Origin of the sequence: Caulobacter vibrioides (assembly GCF_002310375.3) — a bacterium.
Taxonomy (GTDB): Bacteria; Pseudomonadota; Alphaproteobacteria; order Caulobacterales; family Caulobacteraceae; genus Caulobacter; species Caulobacter vibrioides_D.
Window position 1 is genome coordinate 1,484,882 of record NZ_CP023315.3, and the last position, 19,296, is coordinate 1,504,177.

Sequence of the window (19,296 nt, forward strand, 5' to 3'; positions counted from 1 at the left end):
CCTTGCGAAGTCCTGGCCGCGTAGCGATTCGATAGATGGTGGATTTGAACGTCGAGATGACGGAGTTGTGGAGCGCGCTGGGCGCGCCCCCGGCTGGCCGTCCGCACGTCGTTCAGTTCGTGGCGGCGCGGCGGGGGGAGGGGACCTCGACGGTCGCCCGCGAGTTCGCCCGCTTCGCCGCGCGTCGCGCGGGTCGTAAGACCTGGCTGGTCGACCTTGATCTGAACGACCCCACTCAATTTCACGCCTTGGCGGCGGACCCGCAGCGCTACGGTCCGCTAGGGCCGCCCGTCGCGGCCTCGCCGGATGGGTCGGTTTTCTTCACCGTGCAGCCGCCCGCGCCGCGTCCCGAGGGAGGGGTCTGGCCGGACGCCAAGTATCTGGTCGGCCATAGCGTTGGCGGACCCCGCCTGTGGGTGGCGCGCTTGAACCGCGAGGCCCTGCGGGGCCGGCAGCAGGCCCACGTGATCCCGTCGCCGGATTACTGGCGCGCGCTGCGCAAGCACGCCGAGGTCATCGTCGTGGACTGCCCCTCGGTCGATCGCTCGCAGTCGGGCCCCACCATCGCGCGGCACATGGACCAGACCGTCCTCGTCGTCTCCGCCGACCAACCCGACGTGCGCCAGCCTGCGTTGCTGCGCGATGCGATCACCGCAGCCGGCGGACGCTGCGCGGGGCTGTTCTTCAACAAGGTCTCGCTACAGCCTCCGGCGTTCCTGAAGGCCATCCTGCCGTGACCTACGCGCCGGCGCCCCTGGGCTGGAGCGCGGATCGGCCACAAGCGGTCTCACCCTCGCTCCCGACGGTGGCGACGGCGGTGCTCATGCTGCTGATCTTCAGCGCGGCGTGGCAGTTGCCTCTGTTCGGCGAGAAGGCCGACGAGGCGGCGTCGGGGCTTCTGCGTGTGGCCTTCCTGCCCGCCTATGGCCTGGCCTTCCTGCTGATCATGTCGCGTCCCTGGAACATGATCCGGGTGAGCGTCCGCCAGCCGTTCCTGATCATTCTCATGGGCGTGATAGCAGCCTCGATCACCTGGTCGATCCAGCCCGACGTCTCGATCCGCCGCGGCTTCGCTGTCGGTTGCACCACCCTGGCGGGCCTAGCCCTGGCCTCCAGGTTCCGTTGGGCTGAGCTAGCGCGGCTGTACGGGATCTTGTTCTGCATCCTGATCGTGGCGAGCTACGCGGTAAGCCTCGCCCTGCCGTCGATTGGCGTGATGACCGAGATTTTTCCCGGCGCCTGGCGCGGGCTGTGGATGGAGAAGAACGGGCTGGGCGGTCTGATGGCCTTCGGGGCCTGTCTGCTCGGCGCCGCGGCCTTGCTGAACCCGGATCGCGCCAAGCTGTTCACGCTGTTCGCGGGGCTGGCCATCGGCCTGGTGTTGCTGTCGCAGTCCAAGACGGCGCTGGCCTCGCTCCTGCTGGGCCTGACGGCGCTGGGGTTCGTGTGGATCGTCCAGCGCGGGCCGGCCCTTGGCGCCGCCGCCACCTGGGCTGGGGTCACTGGGGCGCTGCTGCTGGCGATGTTCGTGCTACTGGCCTCGGACATGCTGTTCGAGATCCTCGGCAAGGACGCCACTCTGACGGGCCGCACCGAGATCTGGACCGCCGCCATGCGCCAGATCGAGCAGCGACCCTGGCAGGGCTATGGCTATGCGGCCGTCTGGAGCGACAAGTCCGGCTGGGGGCCGCTGGCCTGGATTGTCAATGACGCCAAGTTCGTTCCCCAGCACGCCCATAATTCCTGGCTGGAACAGTGGCTCGGCATCGGCCTGTTCGGCCTGATCGCCTGGGGGCTGTTCTACCTGCAGACCATGTCGCTGGCGGTGGTCGCGGTTTATCGCGAGCGCGGCGCGATGCTGGCCTTCCCGTTCCTGGTTGTGTTCACCCTGGTCAGCCTGACTGAGAGCATCGCGGTGGTCTATAACGACTTCCGCTGGGTGCTGTTCGTCTCGCTGGCCGCCAAGCTGGCCTTCTCCGATCGGGCGCTGGACGAGGCCTAAAGCCCGATCCGCCGCGAGCCCTCGGCGACGGTCACGACATCAAATCCATCGGCGAGGGCGCGATCGATCAGGCGCTCCAGCGCGTCCGTTGTGCAGCCCCATTGGGACGGCTGCTCGGCCACATCGTGGGTGTAGAGGATCAACCAGGCCTTGCGCGCCTTGGCCTTGTCGAGCCAGGCCTTGGCGACCGCCTCGCCGTCCTCGCCCTCGATGCCGACGGCGGGCGTCTGGTTGAGATCCGCGCCGTCGGTGATCAGGCCATGGTGCAGGGCGCGCAGCGTCTTGAACCGTCCGCTCAGCGCGGTCTTGGCCGGGGCCGCCACATCCCCGTACGGATAGGCGAAGCTGACCGGCTCGCCGGCGCCCCAGGCCGCAAGGCTTTCGGCGTTGCGGTCCACGTCCGCCAGCGTCTCGGTCTGGCTCGACTGGCCGCAATCGAGGTGGGAGTAGGTGTGGCAGGCGATCTCGTGGCCGGCCTCATGCAGGCGGCGCGCGTCCTCGCCCGTGGCGTAGCGGCCCATCGGGCCGTCGCGGCCCGTCAGGCCCGCCGCGAAATAGTAGGTGCCGCGTAAGCCCCGCGCCTCCAGCGCCCTGGCGCCGGCCTCGCAGGCGGTGGCGGGGGCGTCGTCGAAGCTGAACGACACCATCGGACGCTCCAGCGCCACCTTGGCCGGCCGACGGTGGGCCAGCCGGATGAGCCGGCGGCGCAGCTTGCCCTTCAGGCTGCGATCGGGCTCGTAGGCGTCGACCTTCTCGAATTCCATCGGCATCAGACGGCCTCGCTGTAGAGCGCCGCGCGATAGAGCCGCATGGCCAGGGCGCGGAGAGAGACGGGCGCGGCCTCGGCCAGCGCCACCTTTTTCAGAAGCGGCCGCCACACGCTGCTGAGCGGAACGGCCTTCAGCAGCTTAGCGACCTTATAGCTGGGATAGGCGCTGACCACCTCGCGGTGGCTGGCCACCACGCGCGCGAAATTGGCGGCGGACTGCTCGTACTTGGCGGCCATCACCGGGGCTGGGTCCAGGCCCAGATGCGTGGCGGTGTTGTCGATGTGCAGGATCGGATGCTGGCGGGCCACCCGCATCGCCCACTCCACATCCTCCCAGCCCCAGCCGGAGAAGCCCTCGTCGAAGCCGACGGTCTCAAAGACGTCGCGTCGGACCAGCAGGTTCGAGGTGAAGACGTGCTTTTCCGGCGCCCTGGCGCGTTCGGGCGCGGGCGTGCAGTCGCTCTTCAGGGCCATGGCCCGGTGCAGGGTGTGCTCAGGACGCTGAGGGGTCTGGTCCAGGGTGAAGCCGCCGAAGGCCACCGCCGCGCCGGTGTCGGCCACCGCCGACCAGCGGTCCAGGAAGTCGGGCGTATCGGGCAGCATGTCGCTGTCCAGGAACAGGAAGTGGCCGCCGCGCGCGTGCGAGGCCAGGCGATTGCGGCCTTTGGCGCGACCCTCGTTGCGTGACAGGCGCACGAAGCGGGCGGGGGTGCGCATCTTCTCGATCCGTCGGGCGATCCGTTCGGCCAGGGCGTCATCGCCGCCACCGTCGTCCAGAACCACGACCTCTACGGCGGCGGCGGTGTGGTCCAGGGCCTTGAGCAGGGCGCTGGGGTCGTCGCGGAAGGTCGGGATCAGCACCGACAGGCGCGGCTTCGCCGCGGCCCAGGCGGCGTTCTCCAGGCGCAGATCAGTGACGGGCGCGTTCATGCGGCTTGCGCCTTTCGACGAAGGATCAGGGAGAGCTTGCCGCGAAGGCCCGCAACATCAAGGCCCAGCACCAGGGCGCCATAGACGGCCGCGCCGACGCCGGCCTTTAGGACCAGTTCAAGCAGCCCTCCCGGCGCGGGAAGCATGGCGACGCAGGCGGCCATAGCCAGACTCGCGCCGGCGGCCTTGGCCAGCACCGCCCAGGGGATCGGCAGAGGGCAGGCGCGGCGGCCCAGCGCCCAGGCCGCGACAGCGCCGAGGCCGTAGCTGACCGTCGTGGCGATCAGCGCGCCGTCGAGGCCAAGGCGCGGGATCAGGAGCAGGTTCAGCGCCACATTAGCCAGGGCCGGTGCGCTCATGCTGACGATCAGCAGCGAGGTCCGACGCGCCAGGGTGAAGGCCTGCAGCAGATAATAGGTGGTCACGCCCGACAGCCAGCCGCTGGCGGCGATCCACGGGGTGACGTGACTGGCTTGTTCGCGCATGGCCTCGCCGACCATCAGGTCCGCCAGGGGGCGGGCGACGAGCGCCAGGCCAACGGCGGCGGGCAGGGTCAGCAGCACGATGACGCCGGCCTGCTCGCGGGCGGCGTCTTCCAGAGCCGGCTGGCCGCCGCGCTCCAGCGCCTGAATCAAGGCCGGACCGCCGGCCATACCCAGCCAGATGAACACCACGTCCAGGGTGCGGCTGCCCAGCGAATAGCCCGCGTGGTAGACGCCGACCGTAGCCTCATCGAGGAAGGTCGCCAGCAGCAGGCGGTCGGTGCTGGCCAGCACCAGGGCCAGGATCAGCGACAGCGCCACGGGCGCGCCGTAGGTGAAGTAGGTCCGGGCAAGCGCCTTATCGAAGCGTCCGCCGGTCATGAACTTCAACTCGCGCGGCAGCACCGCCGCCACGCAGGCCAGGGACACGATCCCGATCCCCAGCAGCGGCGCCGCGCCGCCCAGGCCCGCCAGCGCGAAGCCCAGGCCCAGGGCGAAGCCACCGGCGGTCTGGACCATCGACAGCAGGGCCGCGCCCGAGACTTCGCCCGCCGCACGACGACGTTCCTGGCCCAGCTTCACCAGGCTGTTGACCAGCACGGCGGCGAAGCCGGCTGCGAGCGCGATGCGCAGGGGGCCGTTCAGCGGTGCGAAGGCCAGGACCGCGCCGCCGACCACAGGCACGGCCAGGGCCGCGACTAACCAGAGCCGGTAGAGCGTCGCGAAGTGGTCGGCGATCCGACCGTCCTCGCTCCGCGTGGCCAGGAACCGGGCCATGGCCGCCTCGGTCCAGGTCAGCAGACCGGTTTGCACCAGGCTGAAGACCGAGAACGCCAGGGCGTAGACGCCGTATTGCGCCGGATCCAGCAGGCGCGTGAACAGGACGATGGTGAGCAGGCCCACCACGCCTTGGACGATGTTGACCGGCAGGTAGCCTAGGACGCCGCGCCAGAACATGCGCGGCCTAGCGCACGGCGGACCGATCCCCCAGCAGGCAGGGGATGGTCATGGCGATGATATAGAGGTCCAGCCAGAACGACTGACGCTCGATGTAGTCCACGTCCAGCGCCACCCGCAGGCGGACGCTTTCGGGCGTGTCGACCGGACCGCGCGAGCCCTTGATGGCGGCCCAGCCGGTGACGCCGGGCTTCATGCGATGGCGGTGGGCGTACTGGGCGACCAGCTTGGCCGACTCCACGCCGCCGGTCTTCATGCCGATGGCGTGGGGGCGGGGGCCAACGATCGACATCTCGCCGGTCAGCACGTTGAATAGCTGGGGCAGCTCATCGAGGCTGGTCTTGCGGATAAACTTGCCCACGCGCGTGACCCGGTCGTCATCGGCGCTGACCTGGCGGGCGGCGCTGGCGTCGGCCATCTCGTGCCGCATCGAGCGGAACTTCCAGACGAGAATCGCCTCGTTGTTGAAGCCGTGGCGGCGCTGGCGGAAAAAGACGGGGCCCGGGCTGTCCAGCTTCACAGCCAGGGCGACCAGCAGCATCACCGGACCGGCGACCAAGAGGCCTAGGCCGGCGACGACCAGATCCTGGGCGCGCTTGAGCAGGGCGCGACGGGTCGAGGCGGGCGAACCCGAGAGCGGGGCCTCGCTTCCGGCCGCGATACGGACCAGGGCCGCATCGTCCTCGGCCGCGCCACCGATGTCGATGAAGAGGTGCAGAGTGTTGGGCAGGACGTCCAGCTTGTCGACCAGCTGCCGCACCCGCGCCTGGGCGGTGGAAGCCACCGCGATCACGACGCGGTCGACATAGGGCATGATGCGGTGATCGAGCAGGGCGCCGGTGTCGCCCAGCACGGGCACACCCATGATATTTTCGGGCGCGCGGTCCAGGCGATCGTCGAAGACGCCCAGCACATTAACCTCGCCGGTGCGCATGGCCGCCTCGATCAGGCGTTCGGCGTTCTTGGTCGCGCCGACGACGACGATGTTGGGCGTCAGTCGCCCTTGGGCGCGGCCGCGGGCGATCATCGTCCACCAGGCCCCGTGCGCCCCGGCGACGGCGGCCGTGGCGGCCAGCAGGGTCCAGACGACCGGCGCTTCAGAGCGCCCGAACGCTAGGCTTGCGCCCGTAGCGATCAGGAAGCTTGCGCCCAGGGCCAGGCCCACGCGAGCCATGTGCGCGCCCAGCGCCTGCTTGCGCGGAAAGGCGTAGGCGCCGACGAGCCGCAGGCCGACCAGCGCGGTGATCGCCCAGACGCCGGCCACGACCGGGGAGCCCAGCACCGTGACGGCGACCGCGACACAGGCGGCGATCAGAATGTCCACGCCCTTGAAGGTGCGCGCCAGCAGTCGCGTCTCCAGGCGTGCGCGCGAAGGGACCAGCCGCCCCGGCCGAAAGGGACCCCGCTTGGCCGCGCCCGACGGATCGCCGCCACCGCCGGATCGTGGCGTTGGCGTCTGTCCCGCCGGAGCGAAGGCGAGTGTTTCGGCTTTGGAGATGGGTGAAGGCACAGGACGCACGGCGCTCGTTGTTGAGAAAACCGTGTTCAGCCTAGCGATCCCGTCTGAGCGTCACGTTAACACCGGAATTTTCCGATATCCGCCGTTGTCATCGCGAAGCGAACAGGCTATCGAACCGCTCCCTCTCAGGAGGAGACGTGGCCGAGAGGCTGAAGGCACCGCTTTGCTAAAGCGGCATACCTCAAAAGGGTATCGAGGGTTCGAATCCCTCCGTCTCCGCCATCCCCCAAAACAAGTCCGACCGGCCTTGCTGGGCCAAGGCCTCGCGGTCGGAGCCGGTTGTCGTCCCGACCCTTCAAACCTCGGCGTAGTCGAGGTCCTCGCGCGCGGCCAGACGATGGCGGCTGGGGTCGAACACCAGGTTCAACACCGCCAGCACCGCCAGCAGCGCGGCCAGGCCCGTGGCCAGGGCGAAGCCGTAGGCGGCGTCGCCGAACCGGTCGCTGATCAGACCCATCATCCAGGGCGCGATCACCGCGCTGACACAGGTGAAGAACAGGATCACGCCCGAGACCGAGCCATGCTCGGCCTTGGGGAAGCAGCTGATGCCCTTGGAGTTGATAGTCGGATAGAGCACCGACATGAACAGGCCCGAGAGCGGCAGGCTGAAGACGGCCACGGCGCGTCCCCCGGCCAGGGCGGCGGCGAAGCAGATCAGAATCGCCACGCTGCAGATCGCCACGACCTGCGTCCAGGCCAGGCGGTTCAGGAGCCAGGCGCCGAGGAAACGGCCCGCAGCGCGCAGGATGAAGAACACCGACAGAGCGTAGGCCGCCAGGACCACGGCGGGGCCCTTGTAGTCGGCCAGCAGGGTCGGCATCCACACATAGATCGCCGTCTCGACCCCGACATAGAGCATGATCGCGAAGCTGAAGGCCAAGGCGTAGGGGTTGCCGAACATGGCCAGGGTCACCCGGGGATCCAGCTTCTGCTGAGCCGCCGGCGGAGTTTGCGGATAGCGCACGTTCAGGGCGGCGATGATCAGCAGCACGCACAGCGCGCCGGCGATCACATAGAGCCACTTCCAGGACGCGCCTTGCGCGAGAAGGGCGGTCACGATGGCCGGTCCGAGGATGGCGCCGAGGCCGAAGAAGCCCTCGACCATGTTCATGGTGGCGGTGTGAGCGCGGGTCGAGGAGGAGATGTCGCCGATCAGGGCCAGGGCCCCGGTCTTGAAGACGCCGATCGCCAGGCCCGACAGGAAGAGCAGGGCGACGAAGAAGCCGAAGTCCTTGCCGACCGCGAACAGGAAGGCCGTCGCGGCGAAGGCGACAAGGCCCAGGACGATGGTGGCCTTGCGACCCAGCCGGTCCGCCAGGAAACCCAGGCAGACCCCGCCCAGCGCGATGCCGGTCATGCTGGCGTAGTGGAACGATCCCGCCGCAGCCATGCCCAGATCGAAGGTCTTGATGACGTGGGGAATGATGACGCCGACCGAGTCGGTGGTCATCGCGAACATCATGAACATCAGATAGGTCAGGATGCGGATCAGGCGCGGATCGCGCGACGCATCAGAAACGGTCTGGGTCATGGCGTCAGGTCCTGGCGTCGGATGGCGTCGTGTCGAAGGCCCAGCGCGACCGCGCCGAGCAGGCCGGAGTTTGCGCCGAGGCCCGGCGCCGCGACGAAGGCGTCAATGTCGGATCTCTGCTCGAGCGGCGCGAGGTAGCCGGCCAGCTTCGCCTGCAACCGTCCGCGCGTTTGCTCCAGCAGGCTTGGATTGCCGCCGACGCCGCCGCCGATGATCACGCGCCGGGGCGAGGCGATCAAGGCGAGGCTGGCCACAAGCTGGGCCAGATAGTCGGCGACCAGCGCCCAGACGGGGTCGTCCTTGGACAGCGACTCGCCGGGCGCGCCGGTCCGCGCGGCCAGGGCCGGCCCGCTGATCAGGCCTTCAAGGCAATCGCCATGGAACGGGCAGGACCCGGCGAAGGGGTCTTGGGCCGCATCGCGCCGGACCAGGATATGGCCGGCCTCGGGATGCAGCAGGCCGTGCGTCGGCGCGCCGTTGACGACGAGGCCCACGCCGACCCCGGTGCCGACCGTGACATAGGCGTAGTCGCCAAGCCCCTGGGCCGCGCCCCAGAGTCCTTCGGCCACGGCGGCGCCGTTCACGTCGGTGTCCAGGGCGAGCGGCCGATCGAACCGTCGGACGAGCCGAGCGGCCACGTCAGCGTGCGACCAGCCGGGCTTGGGGGTCTTGAGGATATGACCCCAGTCCGGCGCGGCCGGATCTAGCCGGATGGGACCGAAGCTGGCGACGCCGATCGTATCGAAGCGGCCTTGCTCGGCGACGAGCGCGTCTTCGATCCGGGCCAGGGTCTCGGCCGGCGTCGTGGTGGGGATACGGAGCGGGGGCGACAGGTCGTCCGGCCCCGATCCGAAGGCCACCATCACCTTGGTGCCGCCCAGCTCGATCGCGGCGATCCGGCTCATCGGGCGACCAGCCACGTGATGCCATAGGGCGGCAGGCTGACGGCTCCGGAGGGGGAGGGGGCGCCATCAAGCACGTCCTCAGCGCCTTGGGCGAACGCTGGCGGCAGGTCGACGTCTTGCGGCGCATCGGCGAAATTGGCGAGGCACAGGAACGGCCGTGCGCCTTCGTCGCGCAGGAAAGCCAGAACAGCCGGCGAGGACACTTCAACCGGCCGCGCGGGACCGGCGACGCCCAGGGTCGCCAGGCGTCTCGCGCGCTGGCCCAGCTTGGCGAAGGTGGCGAACAGGTCGGCCTGCAGCGCGCCGGCCTCGCCTCGACGCGCGGCCAGCGACCAGTCCATCTGGGGGCGGTGCAGCCAGCGTCCGTCGCCGGCGCACAGCGGGTCGTCCTGATAGGCCTCGTCGTTATCGAGACCGATCTCGTCGCCCATATAGATCAGCGGCCAGCCGTCCAGCGCGTGGATGATCCCGTACAGCAGTCGAAGCCGCCGGGCGCCGAGGCTGTCGCCATCGGCGTCGGAAGTCAGGCCGGCTAGTGCGGCCGCCATGCCGTTGGTCGACGGAACGCCCCCTTCGGCGGTCTGGAAGGCGCGCCCGCGCGAGAAGGTCTCGCCATGCCCATAGGCGTTCGACCAACGTCGCAGGTCACCGGCCGGGGCATAGGCCGCCAGGGCGTTCCAGATCAGATCGTCATGGCAGCGCACATAGTTGAGCCACGCGCCCTGGGCCGGCTTGCGCGAGGCCACCGCCAGGCAGCGCCGGGCGATGGCTGCGTCGCCGTCGGCCAGCGCCGCCCAGAGGGCCGTCATGACCACGTTATTGTAGGCGAGGTTGCAGCCGGGCGCCTCACCGCCGAAGAAGGGTAGAACGTCCTCGACGCTCTCGATCGCCTCGGCCAGCAGCACGACGCCCGGCGCGACGATCGACAGCGCCGCGCGCCAGGCTTCAACAATCTCGTAGGTCTGCGGAAGGTTGCGACAGGTGGTGCCCGCCTGCTTCCAGAGGAACGGGGCGCTGTCGAGCCGGAACCCTTGAGCGCCCTTGGCCGCCAGGAAGATCAACACCTCCAGCATCTCGGCGAAGACGGCGGGGTTGGCGTAGTTCAGGTCCCACTGGAACGGATAGAAGGTGGTCCAGACATAGCCGCCCATCGCCGCGTCGTAGGTGAAGCTGCCCGGCGCGGTGTCGGGAAAGACGTCGATCAGCTCGCGATCGCGCGCGGCGGCGCTCTGCGCATCCGGTAGCACGATGTAGTAGTCGCGATAGGCGGGATCGCCCGCGCGGGCCTTGACCGCCCAGGCATGCTCGCGGGCGGTGTGGTTGCAAACGACGTCGAGGATCAGACCCATGTCGCGCTGACGCAGGTCGCCGGCCAGGGCCTCAAGGTCGTCGATCGTGCCGAGGCGCGGATCAACCTTGCGATAGTCGGCGACCGCAAAGCCGCCGTCGCTGTCGCCGGGGCGCGGTTCCAGCAGCGGCAGCGGGTGGAGCCAGCGCACCCCCAGCTCGGACAGATAGTCCAGCTTGCCGCGAACGCCGTTCAGGTCGCCGGCGAAGCGATCGACATAGAAGGTGTAGGCGGTCTGACCCGGCGCGTGCAGCCAGGCGGGATCGGCCGCCCGCGCCGCATCGAGCGCGCGCAGGGGCTCTGGCCGCGCATGGGCGGCCTTGAGAAGATTGGTCTTCAGGCGTTCGAGGACGGCGGGTCCGCGCGCATCCGCGCCATAGACCTTGGCGAACCGCGATTCCACGACCGGCCACAGCGCGGCGAACCGGCCCTGGACGGCGTCGTCGTGCGACGTCGGGATCGAAGCGGTGGAAATCATGCCGGAACGCTCGCGAAGGAGTGGTCTCGCCAGGGCGTTGGGGTCGCACTGGCGAGGCCGAGGCGCCGACGGGGCAGGAAACCCGTCGGCGAGGGGGGAGAGCCTTGCGCGTCGAAGCGGAATCGTTTCGACGCGATAACAAGGCTCTAAATCAAACACTTAGAGCGTGACTGGCGCCGAAACCGGTTCCCACTTTCGGCGTCACGCTCTAGAAGCTGTACCGAAGCGTCGCCGTGACGGTGCGACCGTTGATCGAGCGGGCGCGGATGGCGTTGACCGACCCCGCTGTGATCGCGCCTTCCTCCGCCTCGGTCAGGCCGACCTTGTCGAACAGGTTGTTGGCGTTGACCGACAGCGACAGCGTCTCGGCCAGCTTGTACTCGGCGAAGGCGTTGACCTGGGCGTAGGCCGGGAAGATCAGCTGGTTGTCGTCCTGGGCGTAGGCCTTGGTGGTGCCGATGACGCTGGCGCCGATCGTGGCCTTGTCATTGATCGTCCAGGTCGGGGCGAACTGGTAGATCCACTTGGCCTGGCGACGCGGCGTGTTGCCGACGACGGCGGGCGTCAGGGCGTCCTTGTCGATGACCGCATCGGTATAGGTGGCGCCGCCGGTGACGGAGATATCGCCGATCCGGTAGCTGGCCTCCAGTTCGATACCCTTGGCCTTGTAGGTGCGGTCGAAGAACCTCTGGCTGGTGGCCTCGAAGTTCTGCTCCTGGGTGCGGGCCCAGAAGGCCGTGGCGAACAGGCCAAAGCCGGCGCGGCGGTACTTCACGCCGCCCTCGACCTGATCGACCATGTCGACGGCGTCTTCCTTGGACACCGTGCCGTCGGCCCGGACCTTGCCGAACAGCAGACGGTCGGCGTTGGCGCGACCGCCGCGGCTGACGCGGGCGAAGGCGGCGACATCGGGATTGAACTGGTAGTTCGCGCCCAGCGACCAGGAGGTGTAGCCCCAGTCGTAGTTGACCGGCGAGGCGTTGGCGTTGTCGATGACCGACACGCTCTGCTCGACGTTCTGGATCACCCCGTCGCCATTGACGTCGACGGCGGCCTGCTTGGCCCCGGCATAGAGGCCGCGCGCCTTGCCTTCGTCGCGGCGGAGGCTGGCGTCCAGGCTGAGATCACCGATGCGGCTCGACAGGCTCAGATACGGCGCGTCGATGTCGTAGGTGACGTCATAGCGGCGGGTGCAGCAGTTGCCCCACAGCGGCACGCCATAGGCGGACAGACCCGTCTGGGTCAGCTTGGTCCCAGCGCTGTTATAGACATCCAGTAGGGCGGCGTTGTCGCCCTTCACTTCCGAGACGAAGGTGTTCCACAGCCAGTCCATGGCGATGGTCTGGCGCGACTTGTAATAGCCCACCGTCAGGTCGATCACCGCAGCGCCCGTGTCGAAGCTGCGCGACAGCTTCAGGTCGTTCATGGCGTTGCCGAAGTCGTTGATCTCGACATCGAACATGTGGACCCGCATCGCCAGACCATTGCCGTTCAGGCCGCCCGGCGCGGTGATCGTCTGGCCGGCGCTGGGACCGTTGGCGTAGCGCAGGGTCGCGCCGGCGCCGCCGATCGACGTGGCCAGAGCCTGGGCCGAGAGGACCTCGGCGGGGAAGGGGGCGACGAAGCGTCCCGAGGTCTTGGCGACCTTGAAGCGGTCCTCGATCTTCCAGCCGCCGATATCGAACTTGGCCTCGGCGCCGAACTGCAGGGTGTCGGGGTGCATGCCGTCGGCGACCTTGCTGGTCCGACGATTGCCGTCGCCGTCGATGCCCGGATTGCGGGCCAGATAGATCGACTGCAGGTCGTCGCGGCCGATGTCGTAGCCGGCGAACGAACCGATATCGGGATCGCTGTTCGAGCCCGTCACGCGCGTGGGCATCGGCAGATAGCCGACGGCGCGATCGTTCAGATACTTGACGTTCAGGCGGATAAAGCCGTTCTCGAAGTGCTTGGTCAGGTTGGCCTTGATCTGGCCGCCCTTCTCGGAGGTGTAGCCCGACTTCCGGGCGCCTTCGCCCTCGCGATAGAAGCCGCCGACATGGAAGCGCAGGGTGTCGCTGAGCGGCGCGCCATAGTCGAAGTCCAGGCGCGTATGGTCGTAGCCGAGACCCTTGGTCAGGGCGATCTCGCCGCCCTCGACCTCGCCGGTCTTGCTGATGAAGTTGATCACGCCGCCGGGCGAGTTCGACGCGAAGGTCGAGGACGAGCCGCCGCGCACTGACTCGATGCGGGCCACGTTCTGGTCGGCGCGTAGGAAGATGTCGGCGTTGCCGAAGGCGATGTCGCCGAACTCCATGACCGGCAGGCCGTCTTCCTGCAGCTGCAGGAACTTGGCGCCGCCCGAGGCCACGGGCAGGCCGCGCACGGCGATATTGGCGTTACCGTCGCCGCCCGTCGATTCCGAGCGCACGCCCGGCAGGCCTCGGAAGATCTCGGCGGTCGAGCGCGGGGCCTGGGCCAGGATCTGGTCGGCCGACAGCGCGCTGACGGAGATGGACGAGTTCATTCGGGTCGCGCCGTCGCGCGATGCGGTGATGACGACCGAGTCGAGCTCCAGGACGTCCTTGTTATCGTTGTTGCTGCTCTGCTGAGCGTGCGCCGCCAGCGGCAGCATGGCGAACACCGCAGCGCCCACGAGCAGGCGGGACTTTTGCCGGTTCATGTCTTCCTCCTGATGCGCCCCCGCTTCTTGTGGCTGAGGCTTCGGGCATGAGAGTGGTGCGAGCGCAAACGATTGCGAAGATGGAAAATCGTCGCATATCGCTTTTCGCAATCGATTGCGTTAATTTGGCAACACCTACGCCGGCGGGTCTCAGGTGCCGCGCACGATCAGTTCGGGCGTCATGAAGACCGACTCCGTCGGTTCGTCCGCAATGCGTTGGAACAGAAGGTCCACCATGATGTGCGCGCCCTTCGCCAGATCCTGGCGGACTGTCGTCAGCGGCGGCGCGCTGTAACGCGCGAGGCTGATGTCGTCGAAACCCACCACGGAAATCTCGGCGGGGACCGACCGACCGGCTGCGGTCAGGGCGTTGATCGCGGTGACGGCGATCAAGTCGGATGCAGCCAGCACGCCGTCGAACGCGGCGCCGCTGTCGATCAGCGCGCGCACCGAGGGCTCGGCCGACTCGACCGTGAAGTGAGCCGGCGCGCTGAGCTCGGGGCAGGGCGGCAAGCCTGCGGCGCGCAGCGCTTGGAGATAGCCTTCCCGCCGCAACTCCACCTCGGGGGCGCCGGGCAGGCCCAGAAAGGCGATCCGTCGCCGCCCTTGCGCGATCATGTGCTCGGTCGCGCGCCGCGCGCCGGCGACATTGTCCGAGCCTACGGTGCAGTAGCGCCGTCCCGGGATGTCTCCGCCCCAAACGACAAGCGGTCGATAGGTGTCGGCCAGCGCGTTCAAGGCGTCGTGCTGGTCGCTCTGGCCGATGATCAGCAGGCCGTCGGACCGGTGGGCTTGAACGATCTGGCGCAGCCAGTCGGCGCGGGGCGCAACGACCTTGTTGAGCAGCACCTCGTAGCCGCGGCCGGTGATCTCATCGGCCAGACGGCCGATCATCTCGAGAAAGAACGGATCGGAGATCAATTGATCGCGCTCATGCCCCAGCGGCACGATCAGACCGATCGTGTGGGTCCGTTGGAGGCGCAGGCTCCGCGCCGACTGGTTGATCACGTAGCCGTGGGTTCTGGCCAGCTCGCTGATCTGGTCGCGCAGCGTCTGGGGAATGGAGGGGTTTCCGGCAAGGGCGCGTGAAACCGTCGAGGTCGACACCCCCGCCAGCTTGGCGATATCGGCCATCTTCAGGCGGACCTGCGCGGGCTCGGTGGGCGGACGACTCATGTTGGGCAGCTTAGTTCAACGCAGGGCCACGACAACGGCCGGCGCTCGCTCCGGGGCGTTTGCGGCTTGACCCAGTCTCCACCGTCCGCCAGTCGTGACCCCCCAGAACCCTCGCGCTCTAGAGAGTAATCCGTGCCGCTAGACGCCCCTCCAGCTCAGGTCTCCGCCGTCGTCGTCGAAGCGCCCCGGTTGCCGCCGCTCGCTGGACAGGAGGCGTTCTCGACCGCGCGCTACGACGCCCAGGCGCTGGTTGCGGCGCCTCGGCTCGACGAGGTCTTGAAGGCGACACCGGGGGTCTCGCTGTTTCGGCGAACGGGTAGCGACGCCGCCAACCCGACGATCCAGGGTCTCTCGCTGCGGGGTGTCGCGCCCTCTGGCGCCGGCCGCGCCTTGGTTACGCTCGACGGCGCGCCGCAGAACGATCCGTTCGGCGGCTGGGTGATCTGGACCGCCTTGCCGGGCGAGGGTCTTTCCGGCGCGACCATCGTGCGCGGCGCGGGCGCGGGTCCCTACGGCGCGGGCGCCCTCACGGGCGTGGTGGCGCTGCGCGAGCGCGCGGTGGGCGGCGGGTTTTCCAGTTTCAGCGCTCAGATTGGCGCGCGCGACAGCTGGCGAGGCGCTGGAACCTTCGGAACCGACCATCTGCTGGTTAGCGCCAGCGGCTCACGCACCGACGGGTACGACCCGGTGCGAGGCGACCGGCGCGGCCCGGCCGACACGCCGACGACCTTGGAAGACCGCTCGCTTGCGGTTCGGCTGCAGGGTGATCTGGAGGCCGTGCGCTGGGCGATCCGCGCCGGAGGCTTCCAGGAAAAGAGGGACGCGGGTCTTGTGGGCGCGGGCTCGAACGCCACGGGCGGTTCCTTGGCCGTCACCCTGGCCGGCGAGGCCTGGCGCGTTCAGGCCTGGGCGCGACGCAGCGACCTTGAAAACACCTCGGTGGCGGTCGCGGCGGGTCGCGTCTCGACCACGCCGGCCAATGACCAGTTCTCGACCCCCGCCACGGGCTATGGCGTCAACGCCGCCTGGCAGGGGCGCAGGGGCGAGTGGGCCTGGGAGCTGGGCGGCGATGTCCGCGCGGCCGAGGGGCGGGTCAATGAGCGGTTCCGCTACCAGTCCGGCGCCTTTACGCGCGTGCGCGAGGCCGGCGGCCGCACGCTTGTGGGCGGGCTCTACGGCGAGGCTGCTCTGGTGAGCGAAGATCGCTCGCTCACCGTCGGCGCGCGCCTGGACGGCTGGCGCTCCTATTCGGGTGTGCGACGAGAGCGTGACGCTGTCACCGGCGCCTCTACCCTTGATACGCCGGTCAACGACGCATCGGGGACCACCCCGACCGCCCGCGCGGGGATGCGACAGCGTCTCGCCGGCGACACCTGGTGGCGCGCGGCGGTCTATGTCGGCTTCCGGCCCCCGACCTTGAACGAGCTGCACCGCCCGTTCCGGGTCGGCAACGACGTCACCGAGGCCAATGCGGCGCTGAAGCCAGAGACCCTCTATGGGATCGAAAGCGGGCTGGCGGGCGAGGGCGCGCTGAAATGGACCCTCTCGGTGTTCTACAATCAGGTGCAGGATCCGGTCACGAACGTGACCATCGGCGTCGGGCCGGGCAGCTTTCCGGTTGCCGGCTTCATTCCGGCGGGCGGGGTGCTGCGCCAGCGGCGCAATGTCGGCGAGATCAACGCCTATGGCCTTGAGGGCGACGTCGAGCTTGAACTGACGCCGACTTGGACCGCCCGCGGCGCCGTCTCCTGGACCCATGCGCGGGTCGACGGCGCGGCGGCCGCCTCTCAGCTGACCGGCAAGCGTCCCGCTCAGGCTCCGGCCCTGACGATCACCGCCGGCGCACGCTGGCGTCTGATCGAGCGGCTGACCCTGGACGCCGACCTGCGCTACGAGGGTATGCGCTACGAGGACGACCTGAATCTGCGCCGACTCAAGGCCGGGGCTGGGCTGGACGTGCGCGCCGGTTGGAGTCTCTCGCCCGCGAGCCAAATCTATATCGCCGCCGACAATCTGCTGAACCACGACCTGGCCGTCGGTCAGACGGCCGACGGTGTGACCAGCTATGCGGCCCCGCGCACGGTGTCCTTGGGCTTTGCGCTGAGGCGATAGGCGCGCGCTAGGTCGCCGATGGCGTGCGGCCGGCCCGGAGCGCGCCTTTGCAGCGGTCGGAGCAGGTCTTCACGCTGTCCCAGTCGCGGGCCCATTTGCGCCGCCACGAGAAGGGACGCCCGCAAGCCTCGCAGATCTTGTCGGGCGTCGTGGCCTTGGGACGCTTGGCGGCTTTCATCACGAACCCTGGATCGAGGCTTTGCTTGCGGAGGCTTGGTGGGTACGCGGCAGGGGGCATATCGGACGAGCGAGGCCATGGCCGCTATTCCCCGTCGAAGACGGCGGGCCGTCTATCGTCCACATCGCGGCCGTCGCCCGGATCGGCGTCGCGTTCCAGGTCGATGATCTGCTGGTCCTCCAGCTCCTCGGCGATCAGGGCGTCGTCGTCATCGGCGTCACCCTCGGCCTGGGTGACGTCGAGGACATCGGGCAGCTCCTCGAAGGTTCGCATCTCGCCGTCGCGGCCGACGACATCCTCGTCCAGCGTCTCGGCCCCGTCCTGCTCATCCCGTCCGGTATCGATATCGGTCATCGGCTTGGCTCCTGTTGGTGCGTAGGGAATGGACGGCGAGCGGCGGTCGTTCCGTCCGATGACGATTGTCGCTGTTTGCCTTGCTGGTCGGGTTGCGGACCGCGTAGGTAGGGGCGAATGACTGACAAGACGCATATTCTCGTGACCGGCGGCGCCGGGCAGGTGGGCTTGGAGCTGCTGCGCGCCGCATGGCCGAACGGGGTCGTGCTGCACGCGCCATCGCGAGCGGCGCTGGACCTCACCGCCGAGGCCTCGATCCGCGCGGCCTTCGAGACCACGCCCTTCGCCGCCGTGATCAACGCGGCCGCCTGGACCGCTGTCGATAAGGCCGAGACCGAGGTCGCCGCCGCCTTCGCCGCCAACGCCCAAGGCCCAGCCCTGCTGGCCGACATCACCCGATCGCGGGGCGTACCGTTGATCCAGGTTTCGACCGACTATGTGTTCGATGGTGAGAAGCCAGGGCCCTACGCCGAAGATGATCCCGTCGGGCCGATCGGGATCTATGGCGCCTCGAAGCTGGCGGGCGAGATGGCCGTGCGCCTGGGCAATCCGCGCTCGGTGGTGCTGCGGACGGCTTGGGTGCTCAGCGCCCATCGCGCCAACTTCCTCAAGACCATGCTTAGGCTGGCCGCCGACAGACCCGCCTTGCGTGTGGTGGATGACCAGCGCGGCTGTCCGACCTCGGCTTGCGACATCGCCGAAGCCCTGAAGGCTATTACGCTGCGGATGATCGCCGACCCGCAGGCGCCGAGCGGCGTCTATCATTTCGTCAATTCGGGCGAGGCCAGCTGGGCGGATCTGGCGCGGGAAATCTTTCGTCTCAGCCGCGCCCATGGAGGCGTTCATGCCGAAGTCGAGGGCATCCCGAGCAGCGAGTATCCAACGCCCGCCCGACGTCCGCGAAACACACGCCTGTTGACCAACCGGATCGCCGCAGACTACGCCATCCACCCCCGGCCTTGGACAGAGGCCGTGGCGGACATCATCGCGGAATTGCGCGTACAGGGAGCCCCTGCATGAAGGGCATCATTCTCGCCGGCGGCTCCGGCACCCGGCTGCATCCGATGACCCTGGTCACGTCCAAGCAGCTGATGCCGATCTACGACAAGCCGATGATCTATTATCCGCTGTCGACGCTGATGCTGGCGGGGATCCGCGAGATCCTGATCATCTCGACGCCGCGCGATACGCCCAACTTCCAGGCGCTGCTGGGCGATGGCTCGCAATGGGGCCTGGATATCCAGTACGCGGTGCAGCCCAGTCCCGACGGCCTGGCCCAGGCCTATGTGATCGGCGCGGATTTCGTCGGCCGCGATCCCTCGGCGCTGATCCTGGGCGACAACATCTTTTTCGGCCACGGCATCACCAACCTGTTCACGCGGGCGATGGCGCGACCCAAGGGGGCGACCGTGTTCGCCTATCACGTCAACGACCCCGATCGGTATGGCGTCGTCGAGTTCGACAAGCAGATGACCGCGCTCTCGATCGAGGAGAAGCCGAGGGTTCCCAAATCGAACTGGGCGGTGACGGGCCTCTATTTCTACGACGGCGACGTGGTCGACATCGCGCGAGATCTCAAGCCGTCGGCGCGCGGCGAGCTGGAGATCACCGACGTCAATCGCGCCTATCTGGAGCGTGGCGACCTGTCGGTGGAGCTGATGGGGCGCGGCTACGCCTGGCTCGACACCGGCACGCCCGACAGCCTGCTGGAGGCGGCCGAGTTTGTGCGGGTGCTGGAAAAGCGCCAGGGCTTCAAGATCGCCTGCCCCGAAGAGGTCGCCTACCAGAAGGGCTTCATCGACGCCGCCCAGGTCGAGCGCCTGGCCGACGCCCTGGGCAAGAGCGCCTATGGCGGCTATCTGCGCACCGTGATCGGAGCCGGCGCTCGTTAGG

Annotated in this window: 16 protein-coding genes and 1 tRNA gene; 6 read left to right on the forward strand and 11 right to left on the reverse strand. The window is 68.6% G+C overall.

Going from position 1 to position 19,296, the window contains the following annotated elements; genetic code table 11:
- Positions 1-35: 35 nt before the first annotated feature.
- Together CA606_RS07055 and CA606_RS07060 are read left to right on the forward strand one after the other, a co-directional pair.
- The gene (locus CA606_RS07055; RefSeq protein WP_096051773.1) at positions 36-737 is read left to right on the forward strand and encodes a sugar kinase; all 702 of its coding nucleotides are present in this window, start codon (positions 36-38) and stop codon (positions 735-737) included.
- On the forward strand, positions 734-2,002 hold the full coding sequence (locus tag CA606_RS07060; protein ID WP_096051772.1) for an O-antigen ligase family protein: 1,269 nt from the start codon (positions 734-736) through the stop codon (positions 2,000-2,002). Before CA606_RS07055 ends, CA606_RS07060 begins: the two co-directional genes overlap by 4 nt.
- Here CA606_RS07060 and hfsH read toward each other — a convergent pair.
- Genes hfsH through CA606_RS07080 form a run of 4 tightly spaced genes read right to left on the reverse strand, consistent with a single transcriptional unit; the run spans position 1,999 to position 6,650 of the window.
- Entirely contained in the window at positions 1,999-2,772 is a 774-nt protein-coding gene (gene hfsH / locus CA606_RS07065; RefSeq protein ID WP_096051771.1) for an oligosaccharide deacetylase HfsH, read from the reverse strand. The two genes, CA606_RS07060 and hfsH, sit on opposite strands and share 4 nt — an antisense overlap.
- Entirely contained in the window at positions 2,772-3,701 is a 930-nt protein-coding gene (gene hfsG / locus CA606_RS07070; protein WP_096051770.1) for a polysaccharide biosynthesis protein HfsG, read from the reverse strand. Before hfsG ends, hfsH begins: the two co-directional genes overlap by 1 nt.
- Entirely contained in the window at positions 3,698-5,140 is a 1,443-nt protein-coding gene (gene hfsF, locus CA606_RS07075) for a polysaccharide biosynthesis protein HsfF (protein WP_096051769.1), read from the reverse strand. Before hfsF ends, hfsG begins: the two co-directional genes overlap by 4 nt.
- A gap of 7 nt (positions 5,141-5,147) precedes the next feature.
- Positions 5,148-6,650, reverse strand: coding sequence for an exopolysaccharide biosynthesis polyprenyl glycosylphosphotransferase (locus CA606_RS07080; protein WP_096051768.1), 1,503 nt, complete (start codon positions 6,648-6,650; stop codon positions 5,148-5,150).
- Positions 6,651-6,790: 140 nt separating this feature from the next.
- Between CA606_RS07080 and CA606_RS07085 the strand changes: the two genes are divergently transcribed.
- Positions 6,791-6,881 (forward strand) — tRNA-Ser (locus CA606_RS07085).
- A 73-nt stretch (positions 6,882-6,954) separates the two neighbouring features.
- Here CA606_RS07085 and CA606_RS07090 read toward each other — a convergent pair.
- From CA606_RS07090 to CA606_RS07110, 5 genes are all read right to left on the reverse strand, one after another.
- Entirely contained in the window at positions 6,955-8,190 is a 1,236-nt protein-coding gene (locus CA606_RS07090) for an MFS transporter (protein WP_096051767.1), read from the reverse strand.
- Positions 8,187-9,110: an ROK family protein gene (locus CA606_RS07095; protein WP_181242825.1), complete on the reverse strand. Its 924-nt coding sequence runs from the start codon at positions 9,108-9,110 to the stop codon at positions 8,187-8,189. Before CA606_RS07095 ends, CA606_RS07090 begins: the two co-directional genes overlap by 4 nt.
- Positions 9,092-10,921, reverse strand: a complete 1,830-nt coding sequence (locus tag CA606_RS07100) for an alpha-amylase family glycosyl hydrolase (protein ID WP_181242826.1) — start codon at positions 10,919-10,921, stop codon at positions 9,092-9,094. Before CA606_RS07100 ends, CA606_RS07095 begins: the two co-directional genes overlap by 19 nt.
- Before the next feature lie 208 nt (positions 10,922-11,129).
- Positions 11,130-13,583, reverse strand: coding sequence for a TonB-dependent siderophore receptor (locus tag CA606_RS07105; RefSeq protein WP_096051766.1), 2,454 nt, complete (start codon positions 13,581-13,583; stop codon positions 11,130-11,132).
- A 150-nt stretch (positions 13,584-13,733) separates the two neighbouring features.
- On the reverse strand, positions 13,734-14,759 hold the full coding sequence (locus tag CA606_RS07110; protein WP_096051765.1) for a LacI family DNA-binding transcriptional regulator: 1,026 nt from the start codon (positions 14,757-14,759) through the stop codon (positions 13,734-13,736).
- A 132-nt stretch (positions 14,760-14,891) separates the two neighbouring features.
- Between CA606_RS07110 and CA606_RS07115 the strand changes: the two genes are divergently transcribed.
- Entirely contained in the window at positions 14,892-16,871 is a 1,980-nt protein-coding gene (locus CA606_RS07115; protein WP_096051764.1) for a TonB-dependent receptor, read from the forward strand.
- Positions 16,872-16,878: 7 nt separating this feature from the next.
- On the opposite strand, the gene CA606_RS07120 is transcribed toward CA606_RS07115, so the two are convergent.
- Positions 16,879-17,049 (reverse strand): DUF2256 domain-containing protein, encoded by a 171-nt coding sequence (locus tag CA606_RS07120; RefSeq protein ID WP_096051763.1) that lies wholly within the window; start codon positions 17,047-17,049, stop codon positions 16,879-16,881.
- 84 nt (positions 17,050-17,133) lie between these two features.
- Positions 17,134-17,403: a hypothetical protein gene (locus CA606_RS07125; RefSeq protein ID WP_096051762.1), complete on the reverse strand. Its 270-nt coding sequence runs from the start codon at positions 17,401-17,403 to the stop codon at positions 17,134-17,136.
- A 117-nt stretch (positions 17,404-17,520) separates the two neighbouring features.
- Between CA606_RS07125 and rfbD the strand changes: the two genes are divergently transcribed.
- Both rfbD and rfbA read left to right on the forward strand, forming a co-directional pair.
- The gene (rfbD, locus tag CA606_RS07130) at positions 17,521-18,423 is read left to right on the forward strand and encodes a dTDP-4-dehydrorhamnose reductase (RefSeq protein ID WP_096051761.1); all 903 of its coding nucleotides are present in this window, start codon (positions 17,521-17,523) and stop codon (positions 18,421-18,423) included.
- Positions 18,420-19,295, forward strand: a complete 876-nt coding sequence (gene rfbA / locus CA606_RS07135; protein ID WP_096051760.1) for a glucose-1-phosphate thymidylyltransferase RfbA — start codon at positions 18,420-18,422, stop codon at positions 19,293-19,295. Before rfbD ends, rfbA begins: the two co-directional genes overlap by 4 nt.
- Position 19,296 lies beyond the last annotated feature (1 nt).

Excerpts from the sequence above, each read along its gene's own strand:
- CA606_RS07120 (WP_096051763.1), bottom strand. The coding sequence starts at position 17,049 with ATGAAAGCCGCCAAGCGTCCCAAGGCCACGACGCCCGACAAGATCTGC.
- hfsF (WP_096051769.1), bottom strand. The coding sequence starts at position 5,140 with ATGTTCTGGCGCGGCGTCCTAGGCTACCTGCCGGTCAACATCGTCCAA.
- hfsG (WP_096051770.1), bottom strand. The coding sequence starts at position 3,701 with ATGAACGCGCCCGTCACTGATCTGCGCCTGGAGAACGCCGCCTGGGCC.
- CA606_RS07125 (WP_096051762.1), bottom strand. The coding sequence starts at position 17,403 with ATGACCGATATCGATACCGGACGGGATGAGCAGGACGGGGCCGAGACG.
- rfbA (WP_096051760.1), top strand. The coding sequence starts at position 18,420 with ATGAAGGGCATCATTCTCGCCGGCGGCTCCGGCACCCGGCTGCATCCG.
- CA606_RS07105 (WP_096051766.1), bottom strand. The coding sequence starts at position 13,583 with ATGAACCGGCAAAAGTCCCGCCTGCTCGTGGGCGCTGCGGTGTTCGCC.
- CA606_RS07055 (WP_096051773.1), top strand. The coding sequence starts at position 36 with ATGGTGGATTTGAACGTCGAGATGACGGAGTTGTGGAGCGCGCTGGGC.
- hfsH (WP_096051771.1), bottom strand. The coding sequence starts at position 2,772 with ATGCCGATGGAATTCGAGAAGGTCGACGCCTACGAGCCCGATCGCAGC.
- CA606_RS07100 (WP_181242826.1), bottom strand. The coding sequence starts at position 10,921 with ATGATTTCCACCGCTTCGATCCCGACGTCGCACGACGACGCCGTCCAG.
- rfbD (WP_096051761.1), top strand. The coding sequence starts at position 17,521 with ATGACTGACAAGACGCATATTCTCGTGACCGGCGGCGCCGGGCAGGTG.
- CA606_RS07110 (WP_096051765.1), bottom strand. The coding sequence starts at position 14,759 with ATGAGTCGTCCGCCCACCGAGCCCGCGCAGGTCCGCCTGAAGATGGCC.
- CA606_RS07090 (WP_096051767.1), bottom strand. The coding sequence starts at position 8,190 with ATGACCCAGACCGTTTCTGATGCGTCGCGCGATCCGCGCCTGATCCGC.